General features: G+C 32.8%; 20 protein-coding genes. 16 read left to right on the top strand and 4 right to left on the bottom strand.

The window, feature by feature from the left end; genetic code table 11:
- Window positions 1-65: 65 nt before the first annotated feature.
- Both ACNQGJ_RS09730 and ACNQGJ_RS09725 read right to left on the bottom strand, forming a co-directional pair.
- Window positions 66-620, bottom strand: coding sequence for a DUF4331 family protein (locus ACNQGJ_RS09730; RefSeq protein ID WP_417972399.1), 555 nt, complete (start codon window positions 618-620; stop codon window positions 66-68).
- 73 nt (window positions 621-693) lie between these two features.
- Window positions 694-1,347 (bottom strand): DUF4331 family protein, encoded by a 654-nt coding sequence (locus ACNQGJ_RS09725; RefSeq protein ID WP_417972400.1) that lies wholly within the window; start codon window positions 1,345-1,347, stop codon window positions 694-696.
- Between the two features lie 228 nt (window positions 1,348-1,575).
- Here ACNQGJ_RS09725 and ACNQGJ_RS09720 point away from each other — a divergent pair, with 228 nt between their 5' ends.
- Together ACNQGJ_RS09720 and ACNQGJ_RS09715 are read left to right on the top strand one after the other, a co-directional pair.
- Complete coding sequence (locus ACNQGJ_RS09720; RefSeq protein ID WP_417972401.1) at window positions 1,576-2,106, top strand: RNA polymerase sigma factor; 531 nt, start codon at window positions 1,576-1,578, stop codon at window positions 2,104-2,106.
- Window positions 2,106-2,891 carry an anti-sigma factor gene (locus ACNQGJ_RS09715; RefSeq protein ID WP_417972402.1) on the top strand — a complete coding sequence of 262 codons (786 nt, stop codon included), beginning with the start codon at window positions 2,106-2,108 and terminating at the stop codon, window positions 2,889-2,891. The genes ACNQGJ_RS09720 and ACNQGJ_RS09715 overlap by 1 nt, the downstream gene beginning before the upstream one ends.
- Before the next feature lie 233 nt (window positions 2,892-3,124).
- Here the strand turns inward: ACNQGJ_RS09715 and ACNQGJ_RS09710 are convergent, their stop codons facing one another.
- Window positions 3,125-6,331, bottom strand: coding sequence for a cytochrome c biogenesis protein (locus ACNQGJ_RS09710; RefSeq protein WP_417972403.1), 3,207 nt, complete (start codon window positions 6,329-6,331; stop codon window positions 3,125-3,127).
- A gap of 200 nt (window positions 6,332-6,531) precedes the next feature.
- Between ACNQGJ_RS09710 and ACNQGJ_RS09705 the strand changes: the two genes are divergently transcribed.
- From ACNQGJ_RS09705 to ACNQGJ_RS09645, 13 genes are all read left to right on the top strand, one after another.
- A complete protein-coding gene (locus ACNQGJ_RS09705; RefSeq protein ID WP_417972404.1) occupies window positions 6,532-7,305 on the top strand; it encodes a Rossmann-like and DUF2520 domain-containing protein in 774 nt (257 codons plus the stop codon).
- Window positions 7,289-7,816, top strand: coding sequence for a KdsC family phosphatase (locus tag ACNQGJ_RS09700; protein WP_417972405.1), 528 nt, complete (start codon window positions 7,289-7,291; stop codon window positions 7,814-7,816). The genes ACNQGJ_RS09705 and ACNQGJ_RS09700 overlap by 17 nt, the downstream gene beginning before the upstream one ends.
- 41 nt (window positions 7,817-7,857) lie before the next feature.
- Window positions 7,858-8,781, top strand: a complete 924-nt coding sequence (locus ACNQGJ_RS09695) for a geranylgeranylglycerol-phosphate geranylgeranyltransferase (RefSeq protein WP_417972406.1) — start codon at window positions 7,858-7,860, stop codon at window positions 8,779-8,781.
- Window positions 8,774-9,358, top strand: coding sequence for a Maf-like protein (locus ACNQGJ_RS09690; RefSeq protein ID WP_417972407.1), 585 nt, complete (start codon window positions 8,774-8,776; stop codon window positions 9,356-9,358). Before ACNQGJ_RS09695 ends, ACNQGJ_RS09690 begins: the two co-directional genes overlap by 8 nt.
- A gap of 13 nt (window positions 9,359-9,371) precedes the next feature.
- Window positions 9,372-9,902 (top strand): mechanosensitive ion channel domain-containing protein, encoded by a 531-nt coding sequence (locus ACNQGJ_RS09685; protein WP_417972547.1) that lies wholly within the window; start codon window positions 9,372-9,374, stop codon window positions 9,900-9,902.
- Between the two features lie 189 nt (window positions 9,903-10,091).
- A complete protein-coding gene (locus tag ACNQGJ_RS09680; protein WP_417972408.1) occupies window positions 10,092-11,291 on the top strand; it encodes an AI-2E family transporter in 1,200 nt (399 codons plus the stop codon).
- A gap of 113 nt (window positions 11,292-11,404) precedes the next feature.
- Window positions 11,405-13,225, top strand: coding sequence for a BamA/TamA family outer membrane protein (locus tag ACNQGJ_RS09675; RefSeq protein WP_417972409.1), 1,821 nt, complete (start codon window positions 11,405-11,407; stop codon window positions 13,223-13,225).
- A gap of 189 nt (window positions 13,226-13,414) precedes the next feature.
- Complete coding sequence (locus ACNQGJ_RS09670; RefSeq protein ID WP_417972410.1) at window positions 13,415-13,732, top strand: hypothetical protein; 318 nt, start codon at window positions 13,415-13,417, stop codon at window positions 13,730-13,732.
- A gap of 178 nt (window positions 13,733-13,910) precedes the next feature.
- Window positions 13,911-14,393, top strand: a complete 483-nt coding sequence (locus tag ACNQGJ_RS09665) for a hypothetical protein (protein WP_417972411.1) — start codon at window positions 13,911-13,913, stop codon at window positions 14,391-14,393.
- Between the two features lie 174 nt (window positions 14,394-14,567).
- Window positions 14,568-15,116: a hypothetical protein gene (locus ACNQGJ_RS09660; protein ID WP_417972412.1), complete on the top strand. Its 549-nt coding sequence runs from the start codon at window positions 14,568-14,570 to the stop codon at window positions 15,114-15,116.
- A gap of 134 nt (window positions 15,117-15,250) precedes the next feature.
- Window positions 15,251-17,782, top strand: a complete 2,532-nt coding sequence (locus tag ACNQGJ_RS09655) for a PIG-L family deacetylase (RefSeq protein ID WP_417972413.1) — start codon at window positions 15,251-15,253, stop codon at window positions 17,780-17,782.
- A gap of 122 nt (window positions 17,783-17,904) precedes the next feature.
- Entirely contained in the window at window positions 17,905-19,629 is a 1,725-nt protein-coding gene (locus tag ACNQGJ_RS09650; RefSeq protein ID WP_417972414.1) for a sodium:solute symporter family protein, read from the top strand.
- Window positions 19,630-20,571: 942 nt separating this feature from the next.
- Window positions 20,572-21,084, top strand: coding sequence for a GNAT family N-acetyltransferase (locus ACNQGJ_RS09645; RefSeq protein WP_417972415.1), 513 nt, complete (start codon window positions 20,572-20,574; stop codon window positions 21,082-21,084).
- Between the two features lie 324 nt (window positions 21,085-21,408).
- On the opposite strand, the gene ACNQGJ_RS09640 is transcribed toward ACNQGJ_RS09645, so the two are convergent.
- On the bottom strand, window positions 21,409-21,837 hold the full coding sequence (locus tag ACNQGJ_RS09640; protein WP_417972416.1) for a transposase: 429 nt from the start codon (window positions 21,835-21,837) through the stop codon (window positions 21,409-21,411).
- Window positions 21,838-21,945: 108 nt separating this feature from the next.
- Here ACNQGJ_RS09640 and ACNQGJ_RS09635 point away from each other — a divergent pair, with 108 nt between their 5' ends.
- Entirely contained in the window at window positions 21,946-23,037 is a 1,092-nt protein-coding gene (locus ACNQGJ_RS09635) for an AI-2E family transporter (RefSeq protein ID WP_417972417.1), read from the top strand.
- The last annotated feature ends 1 nt before the right edge of the window (window position 23,038 follow it).

The raw sequence follows: 23,038 nt of genomic DNA, 5'->3' as shown, positions 1-23,038 counted from the left end.
TTTGTTTGTTTAATAAAAAAAACAGAGCGAAAATTTTTGCAAGCGCTCTGTTTTTTTTTGAAATTTTACCAAGCAGTAGCTAAGTAAGGGAAAGTTGTGCCAAATGATTTATCATTAGCATTTACATTATCTTTAGTAAGAGCTGGGTTAGAAGCACCTGCCGAACCACCAAAAATCAATAATAATTCGACATCAATTACGTCATCGGCTAAAGCTCTTCCCGTCAAAACATTTTTTCCATCAAAGAAAGTTGTTGTAGCAGTTTTTGATACATTTAGTACATCCGTAGACAAAAGACCAGTAAGCTGCGCTGCTGTTTGTCCTAACGCGTTTGTGGTAAAGCCTGGATTTAGAGCTAATAATCTAGATTGAAAAATAGATTGGTATTTAGCTCCCATTGCGGAAGGAACGGCAGCATTAAAATCATCTTTCGGTTGTCCTGAAGCAATGAATACAGTATTAATTGCCGGTCTTGCCATTTGATCTTGCTGAACGTAAGTTCCTGAGAAATCAAGGCTTACATTTGCATCACCGTTTGAATCTTCATTATCACAACTTACTGAAACAACTGCAGCTACTAGTGCGATTGTTATAATTTTGAATTTATTTGTTTTACTCATGATCTTTGTATTTAAGTTTTTTGGAAATCGTGAATTTTCGATTTCATGTTTATACTTTTTTAAATAAAATTAATTATTGTTTTTTCTTAGTTTCAGCCCAAACATTTATTGTACTTGATGCACCTAACATTGTTTTTGGAACTTCTACTATAATAGACATTACATTAGTTCCTGCAAAGGTATCTGTACCTGGATTTTTAAATCCTGTAGCCGTTCCGCCAATGATTGCTTTAAATTGACCTAAATCAAAGAAGAAAGGATCATCTCTTGGTCCTGCAAAAAATTTCATTCCGTTTTGCTCAGCAGTTACAGCAGTCGCACCATAAGAAGATATTGCAACATTTCCTGAAGCAGCAGCTGTTTTAATTGTACTAGAGGTACCTGGAGTTCCTGGAGCAACTGGTCCAAAGAAATACATCTTACCGTCTCTTTTAATTGCTTGAATCACTAAATCTTCAACATTGTCACCTGTGTTATCAATATTGATTTCAACCATTACATTTTCTTTAAATGTAGCTGCTCCAGTTGCGTTAGGGCTTAGCAATCCTTGTGTGTTTACTGCTAATACTAAGTTGCTGGTATTTTGACCCTGAAATGCGTACACATCAGTAATATCTCCTGCATCGCCAGTTAATGTTGCCGGAGCATCTATGTGATCCGCCGCTACTAATATTAAGCCCGAAATCGCCACTAGCGATAGACCTAAAATCATTTTTGTTTTTTTCATTTTGTTATGAATTAAAAGTTATGTCAGCATTTACGGGATTGTTTTTCTTTTGGTTTTGAAAATCTTAATAAAAAATCAATTAAATTTTCAAACATTTGAAAATCAATTATTTAATTACTTAAATAAAACACAACTATTTTTGTTTTGATTTTTTTATTATCTAGATCTTTATAAAATCAATTATTTGTAGATAAGAATGTATAAGTTTGTAATAGTAAAATAGAAAATATGAGTCAAGAAGAGTTATTAGTATTAATTTATAAGAAAGACGAAAGAGCCTTTACACATCTATATGATATGTATTCCAAAAGTCTATTTTCGGTTATAAATGTTCTCGTAAAAAACAGAGAAGAAGCAGAAGACGTGCTCCAGGAAGTATTTGTAAAAATCTGGAAGAATATAGATTCCTACCATGAGAGCAAAGGAAGATTCTATACTTGGATTCTAAATATTGCCAGAAATACTTCTATAGATAAACTGCGTTCAAAAAACTTTAATAACAGTCAAAAAAACCTTTCTACAGATAATTTCGTAAATCACTTTGAAGACAGTTCTAAACTGGGTGACAAAATGGATACTATTGGACTGCAAGAGTTTGTAAAAAGACTAAAACCGAAATGTATTCAAATAATAGACTTACTGTTTTTTAAAGGGTATACCCAACAAGAAGCATCGGAGGAATTGGCAATTCCTTTGGGAACGGTAAAAACACAAAATAGAACTTGTATTAATGATCTAAGAAATTATTTGAAAGTATAATGGAAACAAGAGAATATATTGAATCAGGAATTCTGGAGCTCTATGTTTACGGTTTACTAAGTGAACCCGAAAATGAAGCAGTTACCAACATGGCAAAAAACAATCCGGAAATCAACACGGAAATTATCGCTATTGAAAAAGCAATTGTCGCTTTGTCATCCAGCTTTTCGCCGTTTCATTCTGTGGCTAATTATGAAAAAATTAAAGCTAAACTAGAACTTAAACATGCTAAAGTAATCGAATTAGAGCCTACAAGCAATTGGTCGCAATATATTGGTTGGGCAGCAGCTGTATTGTTGTTAGTGGGAATTGGCTACCAATACAATCAATTGGATCAAACCAATTCGCAGGTCGCCAATAGTGAAATTGAGAAAGCTAAATTAGAGAAAGAGTTTAATGTTTTAAAATTACAAAATACGGCAAACGAAACTAGTTTAGCGGTTGTACGAGATACTAAAAATACGGTAGTTGCACTGGGTGGTCAGGCCGTAGCGCCGGAATCTTTTGCAAAAGTATATTGGAATCAAGATAGTAAAGCAGTCTACATTGATGCCGCAGGTTTACCAGAACCGCCTACAGGAATGGTGTACCAAGTTTGGGCATTAAAATTAAACCCGCTGACTCCAACAAGTATTGGATTACTAGAAGACTTTAATGTAAATGAACAAAAATTATTTGCAATGAGTAATGCTAATGAAGCAGAAGCTTTTGGAATTACACTTGAACCAACAGGGGGAAGTTTAACTCCTACCATGGAACAATTATATACGTTAGGAAAAGTGTAAAACAATCTCTTTTCAGATAATCATAAAAAAAGGTTCAACTTTAAGTTGAACCTTTTTTTATGAAACACTACCAGCCTCTAGCAGTTGAAATATACGTATTAAGTTACTTTATCATGAAGACAGCCTTGAATTGACAAGTTTGATTTTAACTTTGTAAACCAATCCGAAAAATTGATACAGTTGTGATCCGAAAAAACAACCTACTCTTTAAGAGTGTAATAAACAACGACTTCCTATTTCTTGTAATACTTCTTGTATTTTGGATAAGAAATAGCTCCAAATAAAGTTATTACACCTAATGAATACCATATCCAGTTCAAAGAATGCGCTTCTCCACTAGCGTACGAATGCAATCCAACCAAATGAAAATTCACACCATAATACGTGAACAAAATAGATACAAAGGCAAACATACTCATTAAATTAAAAACCCATTTCCCGCGTAAAGAAGGTACAAATCGAGCATGAATTACAAATGCATACACCATTATACTGATTAATGCCCAGGTTTCTTTTGGATCCCATCCCCAGTACCGTCCCCAACTTTCATTGGCCCATTGTCCTCCAAGGAAATTTCCAATACTCAACATAATTAAACCTATAGTTAGCGCTAATTCGTTGATATATGTGATTTCCTGAATATTCAAATCCATTTTGGCTTTGTTTTTTTCATTGGTAAACATAATCAATATTAACGAAACAGTTCCTAAAATCATTCCTAATGCAAATGGTCCATAACTCGCCACAATCACCGCAACGTGAATCATTAACCAATACGAATTCAGAACTGGCTGCAAATTTGCAATTTCAGGATCAATCCAGTTCATGTAGGCTGCCGCCAAAATCATTGCAGTAACAAAAGCTGACGAAGCAACCGTAAGCTTTGATTTTCTATCGAAAGCAAGACCAAAAAACATGGTAGCCCAAGCTACATAAATGATCGATTCATATGCATTACTCCATGGCGCGTGACCAGAAATATACCACCTAGCGATTAATCCCAAAGTGTGTAACACAAATAATCCAATTACAACAATGTGCATGAAATTAACTAAATAATTCAAAGCCTTTCTTTCTTTGAAAATTTTCATAATCGTGAAGAACAACATCAAAATAGCTGCAAAAATGTACCAATACGGAAGTTTCTTGAATACATCATATTTATTATATAATACCTCAGATGTTATTTTTTCTTCACTTGGCCTCACTTTACTACCAAATCTTTTTTGGAAACCATTGATACTTTCCAGTAATTCATCAGCTGTTTTGTAGTCATTAGAAACGGAAGCATTAGCTAGTGAACCAAAATACAATGGCAGTACGTTTTTAGTATAGGTAGCTTCCATTCCTTTCAAACCTGATTCGTTCAATTCTAAGTATGAAATCCATTTGTTATTTTTATCCTCAGGGATGGGAAAAATTTTCAATATTCGGCCGCTTAAAGCTGATTCCATCAAGTTTACTTTTTTATCGGTTTCGATAAAGTCTTTTTCAAATTGATTTGGATTCGCTGATTTAAATGCTTCTTCTAAGTATTTAGAGAGCTTGTAATTTCCTTTTTCATCAAAAAAGGAAATAAAAGGAGCATATTTTGCCGCTTTATCGATCCCAATAATTTTACGAATGCTATCGTTTCCGCTTTTGATGTAGATAATGGGAATTTCAATCCAATAACTGGCATATTGTGTCATCGACAAAAATACCTGATCAGAATTCATTCCCTTATAAGAATCATCATGACTCACTTTACGCAATAATTCCGAAGAAAACGTATTGATAGGTTTCATTCTACCACCAGCATCTTGAATAACAATTCTACCAAATTTTGCTGCATGTACTTCTGGTACTTTATATTTAGTAATCAAAGCGTTTAGTTCGTCTTGACTCAATACTTTTTTAGTGTGATTTGCATGTGTTTCTGGCGTTGCTTCGGCTTCTGTATGAGCGTGTCCTTCATGATCTTCATGATTGTGTTCTTGTTCCTGTGCAAAACTATTGAAACTGAACAACAATATTAAAAGCGTCAAGAGTTTAGATTTTTTCATTTTTACAATTTCTAATTTGCGTTTTATATCGGCAAAACGGGAATATTTAGTAAACATAATCGCCATCATTGCAAAATACAACATAAAATAACCGCTATACGTGATCGCAGTTCCCCAGAAATCGTGGTTTACAGATAATATCGTTCCCTTTTCATCAGGATCAAAACCCGATTGAAAAAAGCGATATCCATCATGATCCAAAACGTTGTTCATATATATTCTGGCATTAAAAGATTTTTTATCTTGAACAGTCACTTTACTCTCAAACGAAGAATAACTTTTCTCGGTTCCCGGATATTTCTGAGCAATAAAATCATTCAATTTTATTTTGAAAGGCAAAACGTATGCTTTACTTCCGTAGAAAAAAGTATAATCAATTTTTCCGATTTTTACAGTTTTGGATTCTCCCATTTTACCTTTGGAACCTAAAACGGTTACTGTTTTCTCTTGACCTTCGGCAGTAATTTTGACTACTAAAGCGTCATCTTGATTGTTAGCTTTGAAATCATTTTCGGATTCATAATCAACAATTCCTTTTACCGCTGGATCGGGAAACACAAATCGCATTTCACCAATACTGTATAACGAGCGCATCATCAATGGTTGCGCAGCACCCTTAGTTACTTTTCCTTCTAATTTATCCGCCATTCGCATAAAGTTCCCTTCAAAAGGCGTTTGAATCGTATAGGCACTTCCTGTAGTATTGATATTTATGGCACCATCAGTATATTTATTTAAAGAAAATAATACATTATGAATATTTTGTACTTCGCCCTCTTGTAAAAAATGTTCGTGCCGACCACCATCACCTGCTTCTACAATTTTTAAATATACAATTCCCTTTGAATCAGGTCTAATATATTCTTTGGCTCCCATAATGAAATTTTCATATTCTACTTCAAATTGTGTATCAGCAAACTTATCAGAAATACTAAAATCATTATTGGTAGCTGGAGAAAACAATACTTGTTTTTCAAAAACCCTGCGTTTCATTTCCCCTTTATATTCACCATCTGCAAAAACAGTCAGGAACGTTTTATCTGAAAAAACTTGATTTTCAGCAGCGCCTTCGCGAATGGGCATCATCCCTTCATAACTTATGTACCGGGTAACAAAAGCACCCGCGATAATGAATATAAAAGACAAATGGAGTAATAACGTAGCCCATTTTTCTTTTTTTAGTAGCTGATACCGCTTAATATTACCAATGAAATTAATCATAAAAAACACATGTATAGCCTCAAACCACCATGCGTTATAAATTAAAATTTTTGCTGTGTCGGTATTATACTTGCTTTCGATAAAAGTTCCAGTAGCCATGGAAACTGCATATGCAATAAATAAGAAAGCCATTAATCGAGTAGAAAACAAAAAAGAAAATATTTTTTTATCCATTTTTAAGGGATTATGTTTTTATAAAAGTGCCACAAAAGTACTTAAAAATGTTGACTTTTATATTCGCACATTTGTTAATTTAATCCAAAATTAAGTAGCTCGGTTTTCCAGAATAAAAGTATATTTTAGGTGGAGTTGCTGATTGTTTGTCAATCAAAAATTGATTAAAACTCTTAATATTTTTTTGCTAATTTTGTCCCATGACTAAAGTAATTATTATTGGTTCAGGAAATGTAGCGCAACATCTAATTGCAGCATTTCAAAATTCTCAAAATCTGGGAGTTGAAATCGAACTGGTTCAAGTTTTTTCAAGACAAACTGGTAACGTTTCACACCTTCTCGATTTAAATCAAATTACAAATGAATTAGATGCTTTAGCCGAAGCCGATTTGTATATTATTGCAGTCTCTGATGATGCTATTGCAGCTATTTCTTCGCAACTTCCTTTCAAAAATCGCTTGGTGGTTCATACCTCGGGAAGTGTTTCTTTGAATGCTCTGGATGATAATAATCGAAAAGGAGTGTTCTATCCTTTGCAAACTTTTACTAAAAACAAGGCGGTTGATTTTAAAACAATTCCAATTTGCTTAGAAAGTGAAAACGCAACGGATTTTCAATTATTGGATAAAGTGGCCAAATCAATTTCGGATAAAATATTCGCTATTAATTCCCAACAAAGAAAAGCATTGCATGTTGCGGCTGTTTTTGTCAACAATTTCACGAATCATTTATATCAAATAGGTCAGGAAATTTGTCAGGAACACCAGGTTCCTTTTGAAATTTTAACGCCTTTAATTACAGAAACAGCTCAGAAAATAGTGTTACTTTCACCATCTGAAGCTCAAACCGGCCCGGCTAAACGCGAAGACAGTGCAACTATTGAGTCCCATGAGGCTTTTTTGAATAATGAAAATCACCTAAAAATTTATAAAACACTAACACAATCGATACAGCGTTATGGCAAAAAGTTATAAAGAAATAATGAATGATATTACTACGTTTATATTTGACGTAGACGGAGTACTTACTGACAGTTCTGTTTTTGTAACCAATGAAGGAGAAATTTTACGCACTATGAATATTCGTGATGGTTATGCTATGAAAGCTGCAGTAGAAAGCGGTTATAATGTTTGTATTATTTCGGGAGGAAGCAATGAAGGTGTTCGCGTTAGATTACGAAATCTGGGGATCACAGATATTCATTTGGGCACCTCAAATAAGGTTGAAACATTTGATGAATATACGGACGTTTACAATATAAATCCAGAACATGTTTTGTACATGGGCGATGATATTCCCGATTATCATGTTATGAAATTAGTGGGATTACCAACCTGTCCACAAGATGCAAGCCCAGAAATAAAAGCGATTTCCAAATATGTTTCACACAAAAACGGGGGAAAAGGAGCTGTACGTGATGTTATCGAGCAAGTAATGAAAGCACAAGGAAAATGGATGGCACATTTTGACGCAAAATACGATTAACCCTTTTTTTAAATATTAAATTTTAATTTTAAATACCGTCAATGTTTCCATTTTTAAAACTTATCCGGTTCCAGAATCTATTAATCCTTGCGTTAATGCAACTGCTCTTCCGGTATGTTTTTTTTAAATTTCAGAATATTTCTCTTGCATTAGCCGATTGGCAGTATGGATTATTAGTGTTATCAACTATTTTAATCGCTGCTGGTGGTTATGTTATCAATAATGTATTTGATCAAAATACAGATCTAATTAACAAACCAAACCATGTAATTGTAGGCAAAACCATTTCTGAAAATAATGCTTATAATGTATACCTTGCGCTAACTGCTTCTGGTGTGGCAATTGGCTTTTATTTGTCAAATGTTATCGAAAAACCTGGTTTTGCATCTATTTTTATTTTGGTTGCAGCCACACTTTATTTGTACGCCACAAGCCTGAAACAAATGTTAGTTATTGGTAATATTATTATCGCATTGTTGCTTTCTTTTAGTGTAGTTATCATTGGGATTTTTGATTTATTTCCAACGATTCATGAAGGAAACCAACAGCAAATGGGAGTTGTTTTTTCTATTCTTTTAGATTACGCACTGTTTACCTTCTTTCTAAATTTCATGAGGGAAATCGTTAAAGATTTAGAAGATGTTGATGGTGATTATAATGAAGGAATGAATACTTTGCCAATTGTTATAGGCAAATCGAGGACTGCAAAAATAGTTTTTGGAATTAGCTTCATTCCTATTATTTTTATGCTGTATTACATCAATAAATACCTTCTCGAATTAGTTTTTACAACTGTATATTTGTTGCTTTTTGTTGTAGGACCATTGTTGTACTTCGCCGTAAAAATTTGGACTGCAAAATCTAAAAAAGAGTTTCACATGCTAAGTTTGCTATTAAAATGTATCTTGCTGTTTGGCGTTCTGTCTATTGTTGTGATCAGTTTAAATATAAAATACAATGCTTAAAAATAAATTAAAAAAATATACTTTAATTCTGGCCTCGGGTTCACCAAGACGCCAGCAGTTCTTCAAGGATTTAGATTTAGATTTTAAAATTCAGATAAAAGAAACTGAAGAAGTTTATCCTTCGGAATTGAAAGCCGAGGAAATTACTAATTATCTGGCTGTATTAAAAGCAAGCGCTTTTGAAGGAGAATTAAAATCGAATGAAATTTTAGTGACTAGCGATACTATTGTTTGGCATAACAATAAAGCTTTGGGCAAACCAAAAGATGAGCAAGATGCCTTTGAAATCTTGAAGTCACTATCAAATACCACGCATGAAGTAATAACGTCAGTTTGTTTTAAAACCAATAAAAAAACGAATGTATTGCACGATGTTACCAAAGTTACATTTCATGAATTAAGCGACGAAGCAATTCGTTATTATTTAGAGCATTACAAACCTTACGATAAAGCTGGTGCTTACGGCATTCAGGAATGGATTGGTTTTATTGGCGTTTCAAAAATTGAAGGCTCCTACGCTAATGTGATGGGAATGCCTACCGATAAAGTGTATGAATATTTAAGTAAATTAGCTTAATTAAATTATGGATATGTTTTTTTTTCAACAATACACAAGAGAACTGATCGCAACTGGCATTTTGGGGATTTTGCTGATTTCGTTTCGTATACTTTCTACAAAACTTGTACGACGCTACGCAAAATCGAACCAAACACTGGAGCACAGAACTAATTTAGTGACCAAATACATTCACTTATTTATCAATATTTTAGTAATTATTTCTTTAATAATAATTTGGGGCGTCCAGGCCGAAGACATTTTTATTGCACTTTCTTCTATCACAACCGTTGTGGGCGTTGCGATGTTTGCTCAATGGTCAATTTTGAGTAACATCACTTCCGGTGTTATTTTGTTTTTTTCTTTCCCCTTTAAAATTGGTGACATCATTAAAATACATGATAAAGATTTTCCAATTGAAGCTGAGATTGAAGATATTGGTGCTTTTCATGTCTATTTAAAAACTGTTGATGGAGAGAAAATAATTTATCCTAATAATCTGCTTTTGCAGAAAGGAATTTCAGTATTAAAAAACCATTTTGACGATACAGAATTCGTGGATTAATTACGGTTTTATAAAAAAATAACAGTCAATTCCTTATTTTTTGTAAATAAATTGATTAGAAGTGATAATTTTACAACTCTTCATAAGAAATATATAATACTTTTATTTCTTTAAAACTTCATATTTGTCAATTAGAAACAGTACGATTAATAAATGAACAGCAAATACGTAATTTAACAATAAGAGCATATGAATGATATCTTAAAATTTCCATTTTACGCCAAACTAACCTTGGTTTTATTGGGCTTGATAGCTTTTGTTTTTATTTTTTACATTGGTCAAGATATTTTGGTTCCAATAATGATGTCGTTTTTATTTGCTATTTTATTGTATCCCATTGTTCAGTTTTTTAAGTTAAAATTTCATTTTCCACATGTTTTGGCGGTGATGCTGGCAGTGCTTTTATTCGTATTGGTTTTTATTGGACTTTTTGTTTTTCTATCTTTTCAAATCAGTGACTTTGCAGCTGATTTTGATAAAATTGAAAGAAACATCAACATTCATCTCCGAAATATTCAAGGATTTGTCCGAGAGAATTTTCATTTAAGTTCATGGGAACAGAAAAAATATATTGATACTGCTACTGAAGATTCAATGGAAAAAGGAAAAGAATTAATTGGTACTACTTTAATGTCGTTTACGGATACATTAGTAAATCTAACATTGATACCCATTTACACTTTTCTAATTCTTTTATATAGAACTCATTTTTTACTGTTTTTGTCCAAGCTAGTCGAAAAAAAGAATCATGAACAGTTAAAAGATATACTGACAAATATTAGGGTAGCCATCAATAGTTACATCGTAGGTTTAATTATTGAAATGCTTTTAGTATCAACAATGACAACGCTTGGATTTATGATTATTGGTGTTAAATATGCTGTTTTGCTCGGTATTATTACTGGAATTTTAAATCTGATTCCCTACATAGGAATACTTTTTGCAGGCGTGCTAAGTATTGTGGCTTCGCTTACAGGATCACCGGATTTATCAATAATTGTGGGGGTCATCGTGATTAGTATAATTGTTCAATTAATTGACAATAACATTTTAGTTCCTATGATTGTCAGTTCCAAAGTAGAGATAAACGCATTTGTATCAATTATTGGAATTATAACAGGTGGCGCAATAGCTGGCGTTTCTGGTATGTTTTTAGCACTTCCAATTCTGGCGGTCCTCAAAGTAATTTTTGATCGAGTTGAAACTTTAAAACCTTGGGGATATCTTATGGGAGATCATTTGCCAAAAACGTATACTTGGCGCAATATTAAATTACCGTTATTTGATTCTGAATCAACACCAAAAAAAATAGTTATTAAAACAGATATCATAGTTCCTGTTTTCACGGAAACTACAACAGAAAATGATACAAATAAAACCAATGAATAGTTTCTAAAATAGTATCTTCGACTATTCAAATTTAGAATTTTGTAGATTCGAACCAATACATAAAAAATTTTTTCTTTTGTTTCGTTAACAATGTTTAAAATTATTTTTTTATCATGTTTAAAAAACAAAGACTGGCTCTCTTTATTTCGATTTTCTGTTGCTATCAAATTTCCTTTTCTCAAGTAGAGAAAAAGGGAAAAGATTCTTCCGCAGTATATCAACAAATCCAAAACTATTCCAAGAAAAATAAATTTACCAAACTCCTTCACAAATTAGTTTTTAGACCCGTTAATGTAAAAAGCAAAAAACAAAAAGTAGTTCCGAAAAAATTTAAAAAATTTGAAGGGAAGATTATCCGAAACATCAATATTGTTACTTTAGACCCTTTTGGTTACTCAGAAATTGACACAACAAAAAAACCTAAAAATTGGGCTGAGCGAACAGGGAACAGGATTCACATTAAAACAAATAGACTTGCTATCAAGAACTTACTGCTTATTAAAAAAAACAAACCTTTAGATTCCTTATTGGTCAAAGAATCGGAACGTTTAATACGAACACAAAGATACATCAGCCGTGTTGATGTCACCCCGCAGCTAATTAAAAACAATAAAGATTCAGTAGATATTTATATTCGGGTTTTAGATACGTGGAGTATTGTTCCAAAAGGTTCCATATCAAGCTCTAGAAGTAATTTTGAATTAAATGATCGAAATATTTTGGGTTCCGGCCATGAGTTTAATACTGAATTCCGCAGTAGATTCAGTGATGGGAAAAATGCGTATCGAGTAGCGTACACCATTCCCAACTTCAAAAACACATACATTAAAACCTCTGTGAATTATCGTATCGATTTAGATGCTTATTATGGCAAAAGTATCAATATAGAACGCCTATTTTATTCTCAATTTACAAAATGGGCTGGCGGAATCTATTTTGACAAACAATTTAGAAAAGATACACTTCCTAATAGCACTGCAGCATTTGCGTACCAAAATTTTAAGTACAATTCACAAGATTTATGGTTTGGTCGCGCATTTCGGATTTTTAAAAGTAATTCGGAGAGTCACAGAACTACAAATTTCATCGTTGCCGGACGCCTTTTAAATGTAAAATATCTCGAGAGTCCCATAGTTGAATATGATCCAAATGATTTTTATTCCGATGAAAGATTTTCGCTAGTAGGAATTGGTATTACTTCCCGTAAGTTCGTTCAAGACAGTTATATTTTCAAAAATGGAATTATTGAAGACGTACCTATTGGAAAAATATTTGGAATAACGTCAGGCTATCAATATAAAAACACTCGTGGTCGCTACTATTTAGGAGCTCGGGCAGCATTTGGGAATTTTTATAAATGGGGCTTTTTAAGCGCCAATTTTGAATTAGGCACCTTCTTTAATAAATCAAATACCGAACAAAATGCTTTTTCTTTTCAAGCTAATTACTTTACTAATTTGATTAGTCTTGGCAAATGGAAATTGCGACAATTTATAAAACCACAACTAATTATTGGTTCCAATCGCGTAAATATCATTGGTGATCAGATAAATCTCAATGAAAATTACGGTATACAAGGATTTAACAGCGCTAATTTTGGAACCGAAAAAGCAATACTGACTTTGCAAACTCAAGCTTATGCACCTTGGAATCTTTGGGGATTTCGATTAAACCCCTATTTTAATTATTCAATTGCGATGCTGGGAAATGCAGAAAAGGGATTAGTAGAGAATAAAGCATATTCAAAAATTGGGATTGGATTCATAATAAATAATGATTTTTTAGTCTTCAGTGCGTTTCAAATTTCACTTTCGTATTATCCTTCAATACCCGGGAACGGCGAAAATATTTTTAAAACGAACTCATTTGAAACTACTGATTTTGGCTTTCAGGATTTTGAATTAGGCAAGCCACGCACAGTTATTTTTAAATAAAAAAGAGAAATTAAGCAACCTTTACTTTTCATTAAACCAATTTAAAATCTAATTTTAAAATCACTACAATTCCACTAATAATTCATCATGTAAATTATGTAATTTAATATTATAATTATATAAGAATTCATCACATAATATTGCTTACATTTATATTATGTTAAATTAATAACTAAAACCCAAAAAGAAATGAAAAAAGTTACAGTTTATTTAATGATGATGGTATTGTCATTAAGTTTTGTTCCAACTCAAATGTTAGCTGCTGAAAAAAATCCGACTTCGGTTTCCAACAACCCTAAAGAAGTTCCTGCAGAAGTTAAAGTGTTGCTTAATCGTCTTGATGAAATTAAAGCAATGGATAAATCTTCTTTAAATTCTTCAGAGAAAAAAGAGCTTCGTAAAGAAGTACGTGCTATTAAAGCAGAATTAAAATCTACAGGAAATGGTGTATATTTATCTGTAGGCGCAATTATAATAGTTATCCTTTTATTAATTCTATTATTGTAAAATAAATGTATAACGGTAAAAAAAGGAAACGAACATTCGTTTCCTTTTTTTTATGAAGTAAAATAACACAATCAAATGTTAATTATTTGATTATGGCACAATTGTTGGCTTCAATACCAAACGAGATACTATTAGTCGGAAATTACTATATATTAATTACTAATTAAAATTTTGAAAAATGAAAAAATTAAAATTAATCATTGCAGGTCTTATACTTTTTGCTTCGGCAAATACCATGCAAGCGCAAGTTTCAGTAAATGTAAATTTAGGTAGTCCTCCAGCTTGGGGTCCAGTAGGATACTCCGCTGTTGATTATTATTATCTACCAGATATTCAAGCTTATTATGATATCAGAGCAACGCAGTTTATTTATTTTGGTGGAGGTCAATGGATTCGTTCGAGAAACCTACCTAATCAATACCGAAACTATAATTTATACAATGGTTATAAAGTAGTTTTAAACGATTACCATGGCTCAAGCCCCTACAGAAACTTTAACAATCATAAAGTAAAATATTACAAAGGCTATAAAGGTAAACCTCAAAAATCAATAGGTTCGAATCGCAGTAATAGCAACAAAGTATATAAAAGTAATGGGAATAAAGGAAATCAAAATAAAGGTGGAAAAGGAAATGGTGGCCATGGCAACGGAAAACATTAATACTCCTTTCATATAATTAGAAAAAAGAGTCTCAAATTTGAGACTCTTTTTTTTTAGCCCGCTAATCCTTAATTAAAAGTTAACTTTTTCGTTTTGGCATAGTTGTTGAAATTATTTAAAAGTAGTCTTTTAACAGACTTATAATAAAATTATTACTAATTAAATATTTCAAAAATGAAAACAATAAAATTAATCGCCATAGGTATTATCCTTTTTGCCTCAACTACAATACATGCACAAATCTCAATAAACTTGAACATCGGCACTGCTCCAACATGGGGACCGGTAGGATATGCAGAAGCAGAATATTACTATTTGCCAGATGTAGAAGCATATTACGACGTGAGAGCCACACAATTCATTTATTTTGGTGGAGGAAGATGGATACGTTCAAGACATTTACCATATCAATATAGAAACTATGATTTATATGATGGCTATAAAGTTGTATTAAACGATTATCATGGCTCAAGACCGTATAGTAATTTTAAAAATCACAAAGTAAAATATTACAGAGGGTATCACGGAAGAGAACAAAGAAACATGGGGCACAACAATAATCGTCGAGTTTATGTAAACCAAAGAGGGGATGATGATGATGATAGAAGATATGATCATGATGATAGAAGATATGATAATGATGACCGAAGAGAATATAAAAAACATGATAACCGAAATAACGGTAATGGACATGGAAAAGGAAAAGGACATGATAGAGATTAATCACACCTTGATATAAAAAGAGAGAGAACCAATATTGGTTCTCTCTCTTTTTAATTATTAAAGAAAACCAAAAATATTTCAGAAGAAATTATTTAATTCCTACATTTGAAGTTACTGCAATTAAATTTTAAAAAATGCAAAAAAAACACGCATCAGCTATTCTAATATTTTTTTTATGTTGTCAAATAACAATTGCACAAGAACCCCAAAAACCAAATTCTGTTGAAATTTACAATCAAATCCAAAAGCTTAATTTTCTCGGATCGGTACTTTATATAGCAGCGCATCCTGATGATGAAAACACCCGATTAATCTCTTATTTATCCAATGAGCAAAAAGCGCGAACGGGCTACTTGTCTTTAACTCGCGGTGATGGAGGCCAAAACTTAATAGGCACACAATTACGAGAATTATTGGGAGTGATACGAACCCAAGAACTCATCGAAGCTCGAAAAATTGATGGAGGAGAGCAATTTTTTTCTCGTGCTAATGATTTTGGTTTTTCCAAAAACCCAACGGAAACATTAGAAATTTGGGATAAAGAAAAAGTGTTGTCTGATGTTGTTTGGGCCATCAGAAAATTTCAACCCGACGTAATTGTCAACCGTTTTGATCATCGATCTCCCGGAACAACACACGGACATCATACATCATCGGCAATGTTAAGTGTAGAAAGTTTTAAACTCGCCAATAATCCAACTATTTTTCCAGAACAACTACAATTTGTAAAACCTTGGCAAACTACACGGCAGTTTTTTAATACTTCTTGGTGGTTTTATGGAACTATCGAAAAATTTAATGCCGCAGATAAAACGAATTTAATTGCCCTGCAAACTGGGGTTTATTATGCTGGATTAGGGAAATCAAATCAAGAAATAGCAGCATTAAGTCGCAGTCGCCACCAGTCGCAAGGATTTGGAAGCACCGGTGCTCGTGGTGAAGAAACGGAATATTTAGAGTTGATAAATGGAGCTGATTTAAAAGAAAAAAAATCGCTTTTTGACGGAATTGATACCTCTTGGAACCGAGTAAAAGGAGGAAAAGCAATTGGAGAATTATTGGCAACCATAGCAACTGAATTCGATCACAATAATCCTTCGGCAAGTGTTCCAAATTTGGCGAAAGCTTATTCTATGATGAAAACATTGGATGAAAATCATTGGGCACCAATAAAATCTGCAGCTATTGCAGAAATTATAGCAGCTTGTTCCGGTTTGTATCTAGAAGCCGTAGCCCAAAATCAAGAAGCGACTCCCGGAAGCATTATTAAATTAAAACTCGAAGCCATTAACCGAAGCGCAACGCCAATACAATTAATAAGCGTGACAGCTTTGCCCGAACAAATCAAGACACCTCAAAATCGCGAATTAAAAAATAATATTTTAAATACTATCAACTTAGATTTAAAATTACCTGAATCAATCAACTACACGCAACCGTATTGGTTACGAGAAAATGAAACCATGGGAATGTATGCCGTAAATCAGCAGCAAAACATAGGAATTCCAGATATTATTCGCGAAGCTAAGCTGGTCTTTAACATTCAAATCAACGGGATCGAAATCCCATTTGAGCGAACCGTTGTTTACAAATACAATGATGATGTAAAAGGCGAAGTGTATAATTATCTAGACATTGTTCCTGAGGTAACCACTTCAATTATAGATAAAGTATTACTTTTTAAAGACACAAAAATTAAATACGTAGGTGTAAAAATCAAAGCCGGTAAAGATGCTGTGAAAGGAAATTTACAACTTGAACTGCCACAAAACTGGAGTGTTTCTCCAAAATCGATTCCTTTTAACATCGAAAAAAAGGGAATGGAGCAAATTGTTTATTTTGAAGTAACTGCGCCAAATAAATCTGAAGAATTTACAGCCAAAAGTGTTGCAATCATTGGCAATAAACGATTTGATAAAGAACAAATCATCATTAACTACAATCACATCACCAAACAGCAGGTTTTAAAAGTAGCGGAAGCGAAATGTATTAAAACAGATTTAAAAACAAATGATGAGAGAATTGCATACATTATGGGTGCCGGAGATGAAGTTCCAAGCAGCTTGACTCAATTGGGATACTCCGTTTCAATGCTAAAACCCGAAGAAATAACGCCTGAAAAATTAGAAAATTTTGATGTAGTTATGACCGGTGTTCGTGCCTATAATACCATTGCAGCATTAGCAAATAAGCAAACGATACTTTTTGACTTTGTAAAAGGAGGTAAAACAATGATCGTTCAATACAATACTGCCGGTGATCTTGTAACTGAAAATATAGCACCTTATCCATTAAAATTGTCCCGCGATCGTGTTACCGAAGAAGATGCCGAAGTTCGATTTTTAGCGCCAAATCATCCCGTTATGAATTTTCCAAATAAAATTACTGCCAAAGATTTTCAAGGTTGGAAACAAGAGCAAGGATTGTATTACCCGAGTGAATATGATAAAGCCTTCACTCCTATTCTATCTTCGAATGATAAAGGGGAAAGTCCTAAAAATGGTGCATTACTAATTGCCCCCTACGGTAAAGGACATTATATTTATACGGGTTTAAGCTTTTTTAGAGAATTACCCGAAGGCGTTACAGGTGCTTATAAATTAATTGCCAATATCATTTCGCTGCAATCATCCGAAAATATTCCCCTTCAAAAAATCAAGCCATAACCCAATCTAAAATGGAAACAAAAAAACTAAAAACCTGGAAGAAGAATTATACTTGGGTGCTTGTAGCCAATGCTATATACATCTTGATCTTTTGTCTTATCATGAAATTATACTCTTAACTTATGCAATTATTTGATTGGGTTATCCTTATTGTCACATTATTATTCATCGTAATTTATGGTGCGTGGAAAACTAAAGGAAGTAAAAATGTTGAAGACTTTATTCTGGGTAACAATGAAACGCCTTGGCACATAGTGGGACTCTCAGTTATGGCCACACAAGCCAGTGCGATTACATTTCTTTCAACTCCAGGTCAAGCCTATCATGACGGAATGGGATTTGTGCAATTTTATTTTGGATTGCCAATTGCCATGGTAGTAATTTGCGTCACATTTATCCCTTTGTACCATAAATACAAAGTATATACGGCTTATGAATACCTCGAAAAAAGATTTGATTTAAAAACGCGTTCTCTTGCAGCTATACTTTTCTTATTTCAAAGAGGTTTAGGAACTGGATTGACCATTTACGCGCCAGCGATTATTTTATCGGCACTATTGGGCTGGAATCTAACGTACATGAATATTATTATTGGTGTATTGGTGATCATTTATACCTTTTCGGGCGGTACAAAAGCGGTAAACGTAACTCAGAAACAACAAATGTTTGTGATTATGTCCGGAATGCTAATCACCTTTTTTCTGATATTACATTACTTACCTAATGATATGACATTTAGCAGTGCCTTGCATATTGCTGGTGCAAATGACAAAATGAATATTGTCAATTTTTCGTTTGACCCAGAAGAAAAATATACTTTTTGGAGCGGAATTACAGGAGGTTTTTTCCTGGCTTTGGCTTATTTTGGGACCGATCAGTCTCAGGTAGGGCGTTATTTATCGGGGAAATCAGTTCGAGAAAGTCAAATGGGATTGATTATGAATGGTCTTTTAAAAGTACCTATGCAATTCTTTATTTTACTCACTGGTGTTATGGTTTTTGTTTTTTTTCAATTTAATCCTGTTCCGTTAAATTTTAATCCAAACAACAAAGCCATGATAGAAAAATCGGCATACAAAGGCGAATACAACGCTTTGGAGAAAAAACTTGACGATTTATCGGAAGATAAAAAAGTTATCAATCTGTTGTACATCGATCAGCTTAACCAAGATTATGACAATCCAATCCTTCGAAAAGAATTAGTGGCTTTGTCAAATAAAGAAAAAGATTTAAGAGATCGAGCCAAAGAAATAATTCTGAAAGCCGACAGCAACAGCGAAACTAACGATAAAGATTATGTGTTTTTTCACTTTATTCTAAATTATTTACCTAAAGGCCTTATTGGTTTATTACTGGCAGTTATCATTTCAGCAGCAATGTCTTCTACCGCTTCAGGGCTGAATGCATTGGCATCTACCACCGCAATTGATATTTATAAACGTAATTTAAAAAAAGAAAAATCAGATAAACACTACCTTAATGCTACAAAATTCTTTACGTTACTGTGGGGAATTATTGCAATACTATTTGCTTGTATTGGAACGCTGTTTGAAAATTTAATTCAATTGGTAAACATCATTGGATCTATATTTTATGGCACTGTATTAGGAATTTTTCTCGTTGGTTTTTACATACACAAGGTGCAATCCAAAGCTATTTTTTACAGCGCTGTTGTAAGTCAAATTACTATTTTTATAATTTATTACTACGCCATTGCTATATTTCCAAGCGGAGAAGAAAAACTGGGTTATTTATGGCTTAATTTCATTGGAGCTATGTTAACAATTGTAATTTCCCTGCTACTGCAATGGACTATTTTCAGGAAACAGAAAGCGATTATACTCTAAATAAAAGTTGCACGCTTTTTTGTTTCGAAATCAGCTGATTGTTTCCAGTTTCTAAAATCTAATAATCGCAGATCCGCAGATTCTTACCAAATCTGCGATCCTGCGGTTCTTTTTTAACATTTCTGACTTTCATCAGCGGATTAATTGTTCCCACCATTTGTAAATCAAATAGTCCAACATTTCATAAAAACACCCTAGTTTCGGGTTTTTTGTTTTCAATCCCGCGCTAAAAGGTTTCCCCTTCTGGGATCAACGGAATTAATCCTGTGGAAAGTTTACTATTCAAAACACCACTAAAAGTGAAATTGAAAACAAAAAAACATAGAAAACCACAACAGAAATGGCTAGGTTGCGTTTTTTTGTTTTATAATGTTAGTGTGATCGCCATACTTATATAGTCGAGTTATTCTTTTAAAACTCACGACTGTTTTCAAAATTTTCTTTGTCGTATTTTTACTTATGTGCCGGTTGCAATAGTTCAATAAGATTTCCAGAAGGGTTAATTAGTAAGATTTGAGAATCATCCGATCCGGTAATAATATCATTACGAAAATGAAGCGCTTGTTGTTGAAGTTTATCAATTTCGGCATTTATATCTTCAAAAATAAGTTCAATACGATTCCATCCGCTTGGAAAAGGCAGACTACCAATAGACCTAACAACTGAACTTCTTCTTCCACTAAGTAATAGTCGTAAGTTTCCTTTAAAAACGTCTGCAAAAGCAAGTGCACTAATTGTTAAAAGAGAGAGAAACCAAGATATTTTGTATAAAAGGCAACAGCAGTATCAAAATTATCAACCATATACCTGACGTTTACAACATTACTATTTGTACTGTTTATTTTATTTTACTTTTTATTTATTGGATGCTTTTTGGACTTACAACAATTAATAATGTTATAAATTTACTCCCTAATAACCTACTCAACATAAAAACAACAAATGATTACTATTAAAGAATGCCAGAAGGACCAGCTTGATTTATTGTTTGAAACTGCCATACAAAGCTATAACGATACTTATCCATATCTATGGATGGATAAAGGAACTTGGTATCTTGATGAATTTTATAAAAAAGAAAATTTTACGAAAGAACTTTCACAGTCCAATACTTTTTACTTTTTGGTATATGATATACGCAAGACAATAGGATATATTAAACTAAATACCAGTACGTTAGACTCCTATCCTGCATCGTATTGTACAGAAATAGATAAACTTTACCTTCTTAAAGGTTATACCGGAAAAGGAATTGGAAATATCATCATGGAATTTATAATCTCTCTGTCTAGAAAACAGCACCGCCCAGTCTTGTGGCTTAAAGTTATGGAAAACAGCCTGGCCAAATATTTTTATGAAAAACAAGGATTTATACAAACAGATAAAAATTACCTGGATTACCCGGCAATGAAAGAGGAATACCGATCGATCTTAACAATGGTAAAAGAGATTTGATATTGATAAAATCCAGATATACAATATTTATCAATTATTCAGCAAAATAAGACGGAAAGTTTTTTTAGCGGATATTTAGCATTCTAAATAGTTTCATTACTGCGCGGTAAGAAGTTTGAATCATTGCTTTTATAGAATTAAAAACATTTTAAAGAGTATCAAAAAATATAACATAAAAGATAGATTACTTCCTAGTTCTTAACCTAGGCATTAATTTCAATTACCATAGAAACTACTTGTTCCGCTTTACTTTGTTTACTGATTTTTTTTTAATTTTTCGATAATAAAACTGTCTGTTTACCCCGAACAAATAACAGGCAAAAACTAGTGTTTGCTGTTCTTTTTGTCTAAAATGGTCGATTGTTCGGGTGGAGCGTTTTTTCGTATATCGATTTGATATTCTTTCTCGGCAATATCAATCATCATATCGAAAATAATTGCTTTCTTGTCCGCTACATAAGCTTGTTGTTCCAAGAAAGACTTCTGTTTCTCCAATAGTTTTACTTTAGCTTCAAGCTCCATAATCTTTTGTTCGGGTGTCTTAGGCATAGTTGAAGGAGTTTGGTTTTCCCAATCAAAGTTACCAAATTTTCTTAACCATTGAACTACTGTTGAACGAGCTTGAATACCGTATTGTTTTCTGGCCTGAGTAATGGTCAGGACTCCTCTTTCAATCTCACTAACGATTTGAAGTTTTAAAGACATACTGTAATCTCGCTGACTACGTTTACCATAATTTGAATGCTCTTCCATCACGATCTTTTTTGTGTATCGCTATTTCAGGACTAGACATTTTTTAGATTTTAAAACTCGCTACTTAGTAGCGAGTTTTTTTTTATCTTTATATCCTAAAATAGAGATATGATTACATCTAAAACCATTGCAAATGGCATTATAAGAGCACTATTAACAACGGTTTTCGTTGGTTTAATTTTATTCTTCTTCTATAAAATTCAATCTGTACTAATTTATTTAGTTGTAGCTTTTATACTTACATTAATTGGAAATCCAATTTTAGACTTTTTTACAAAGCGATTGAAGTTCAATCATATTTTTGCAACAATAACAACTTTGTTTATTTTTATACTAATCATATTCGGTTTTATAATGATGTTTATCCCTTTAATTTTGTCTCAGGGACAAAACCTGTCGCTTCTAAACACTGCTGAAATTGAAAAAAGCATAGTACAACTAATCAATCAAATCACATTGTTTTTAGACAACCACTACATCGATTCCGCACAAGTTTTAAAAGAAGCAAATATTACCTCCAAAATAAATTTCAATATTATCCCTAATTTTTTAAATGCAATTTTAGGAACAATCAGTAGTTTTGGAATGGGATTAGGTTCAGTGCTATTCATTACTTTTTTCTTTTTAAAAGATAGATCAATGTTCGTTTTAGGAGCAAAAAAATTAATTCCAGACGGTCATGAGGATCAAATTTTGCATTCAATGGAAAAAATAAATTATTTATTGTCGCGGTATTTTATTGGTTTACTGCTTCAATTATTTATTGTATTCCTTTTATACTTCATCGTTCTAATTATTTTTGGCGTTCCAAATGCTATTGTTATCGCTTTTTTATGTGCGGTACTGAACATCATTCCATATATTGGTCCGTTGATTGCCTCATTTTTAGCCGCAATTTTAACTATGATGAGTAATTTTGGAAGTGATTTCCAATCTGAAATTTTACCTACAACTATTTATGTTTTAATCGGTTTTTGGATTGTTCAAATAATTGATAATAATCTATCGCAACCTATGATCTTTTCCAAAAGCGTCAGCTCGCATCCCTTAGAAATATTTCTTGTAATCTTAATGGCAGGTTTCCTTTTTGGAATCTTAGGAATGATTGCAGCGGTTCCTTTGTACACCATAATAAAAGTGATTGGAAAAGAATTCTTTCCTGAAAACAAAATCATTCAACTATTAACTAAAGATATTTAAT

Source organism: Flavobacterium cryophilum, assembly GCF_048286555.1.
Classification (GTDB): domain Bacteria; phylum Bacteroidota; class Bacteroidia; order Flavobacteriales; family Flavobacteriaceae; genus Flavobacterium.
The sequence above is the reverse complement of the archived record's forward strand: the minus strand, read 5'-3'. Positions and strand labels throughout refer to the sequence as shown.

Bases quoted from the DNA above. Each gene is read 5' to 3' on its own strand.
- ACNQGJ_RS09730 (WP_417972399.1), bottom strand. From the start codon at position 620: ATGAGTAAAACAAATAAATTCAAAATTATAACAATCGCACTAGTAGCT.
- ACNQGJ_RS09725 (WP_417972400.1), bottom strand. From the start codon at position 1,347: ATGAAAAAAACAAAAATGATTTTAGGTCTATCGCTAGTGGCGATTTCG.
- ACNQGJ_RS09720 (WP_417972401.1), top strand. From the start codon at position 1,576: ATGAGTCAAGAAGAGTTATTAGTATTAATTTATAAGAAAGACGAAAGA.
- ACNQGJ_RS09715 (WP_417972402.1), top strand. From the start codon at position 2,106: ATGGAAACAAGAGAATATATTGAATCAGGAATTCTGGAGCTCTATGTT.
- ACNQGJ_RS09710 (WP_417972403.1), bottom strand. From the start codon at position 6,331: ATGGATAAAAAAATATTTTCTTTTTTGTTTTCTACTCGATTAATGGCT.
- ACNQGJ_RS09705 (WP_417972404.1), top strand. From the start codon at position 6,532: ATGACTAAAGTAATTATTATTGGTTCAGGAAATGTAGCGCAACATCTA.
- ACNQGJ_RS09700 (WP_417972405.1), top strand. From the start codon at position 7,289: ATGGCAAAAAGTTATAAAGAAATAATGAATGATATTACTACGTTTATA.
- ACNQGJ_RS09695 (WP_417972406.1), top strand. From the start codon at position 7,858: ATGTTTCCATTTTTAAAACTTATCCGGTTCCAGAATCTATTAATCCTT.
- ACNQGJ_RS09690 (WP_417972407.1), top strand. From the start codon at position 8,774: ATGCTTAAAAATAAATTAAAAAAATATACTTTAATTCTGGCCTCGGGT.
- ACNQGJ_RS09685 (WP_417972547.1), top strand. From the start codon at position 9,372: ATGTTTTTTTTTCAACAATACACAAGAGAACTGATCGCAACTGGCATT.
- ACNQGJ_RS09680 (WP_417972408.1), top strand. From the start codon at position 10,092: ATGAATGATATCTTAAAATTTCCATTTTACGCCAAACTAACCTTGGTT.
- ACNQGJ_RS09675 (WP_417972409.1), top strand. From the start codon at position 11,405: ATGTTTAAAAAACAAAGACTGGCTCTCTTTATTTCGATTTTCTGTTGC.
- ACNQGJ_RS09670 (WP_417972410.1), top strand. From the start codon at position 13,415: ATGAAAAAAGTTACAGTTTATTTAATGATGATGGTATTGTCATTAAGT.
- ACNQGJ_RS09665 (WP_417972411.1), top strand. From the start codon at position 13,911: ATGAAAAAATTAAAATTAATCATTGCAGGTCTTATACTTTTTGCTTCG.
- ACNQGJ_RS09660 (WP_417972412.1), top strand. From the start codon at position 14,568: ATGAAAACAATAAAATTAATCGCCATAGGTATTATCCTTTTTGCCTCA.
- ACNQGJ_RS09655 (WP_417972413.1), top strand. From the start codon at position 15,251: ATGCAAAAAAAACACGCATCAGCTATTCTAATATTTTTTTTATGTTGT.
- ACNQGJ_RS09650 (WP_417972414.1), top strand. From the start codon at position 17,905: ATGCAATTATTTGATTGGGTTATCCTTATTGTCACATTATTATTCATC.
- ACNQGJ_RS09645 (WP_417972415.1), top strand. From the start codon at position 20,572: ATGATTACTATTAAAGAATGCCAGAAGGACCAGCTTGATTTATTGTTT.
- ACNQGJ_RS09640 (WP_417972416.1), bottom strand. From the start codon at position 21,837: ATGGAAGAGCATTCAAATTATGGTAAACGTAGTCAGCGAGATTACAGT.
- ACNQGJ_RS09635 (WP_417972417.1), top strand. From the start codon at position 21,946: ATGATTACATCTAAAACCATTGCAAATGGCATTATAAGAGCACTATTA.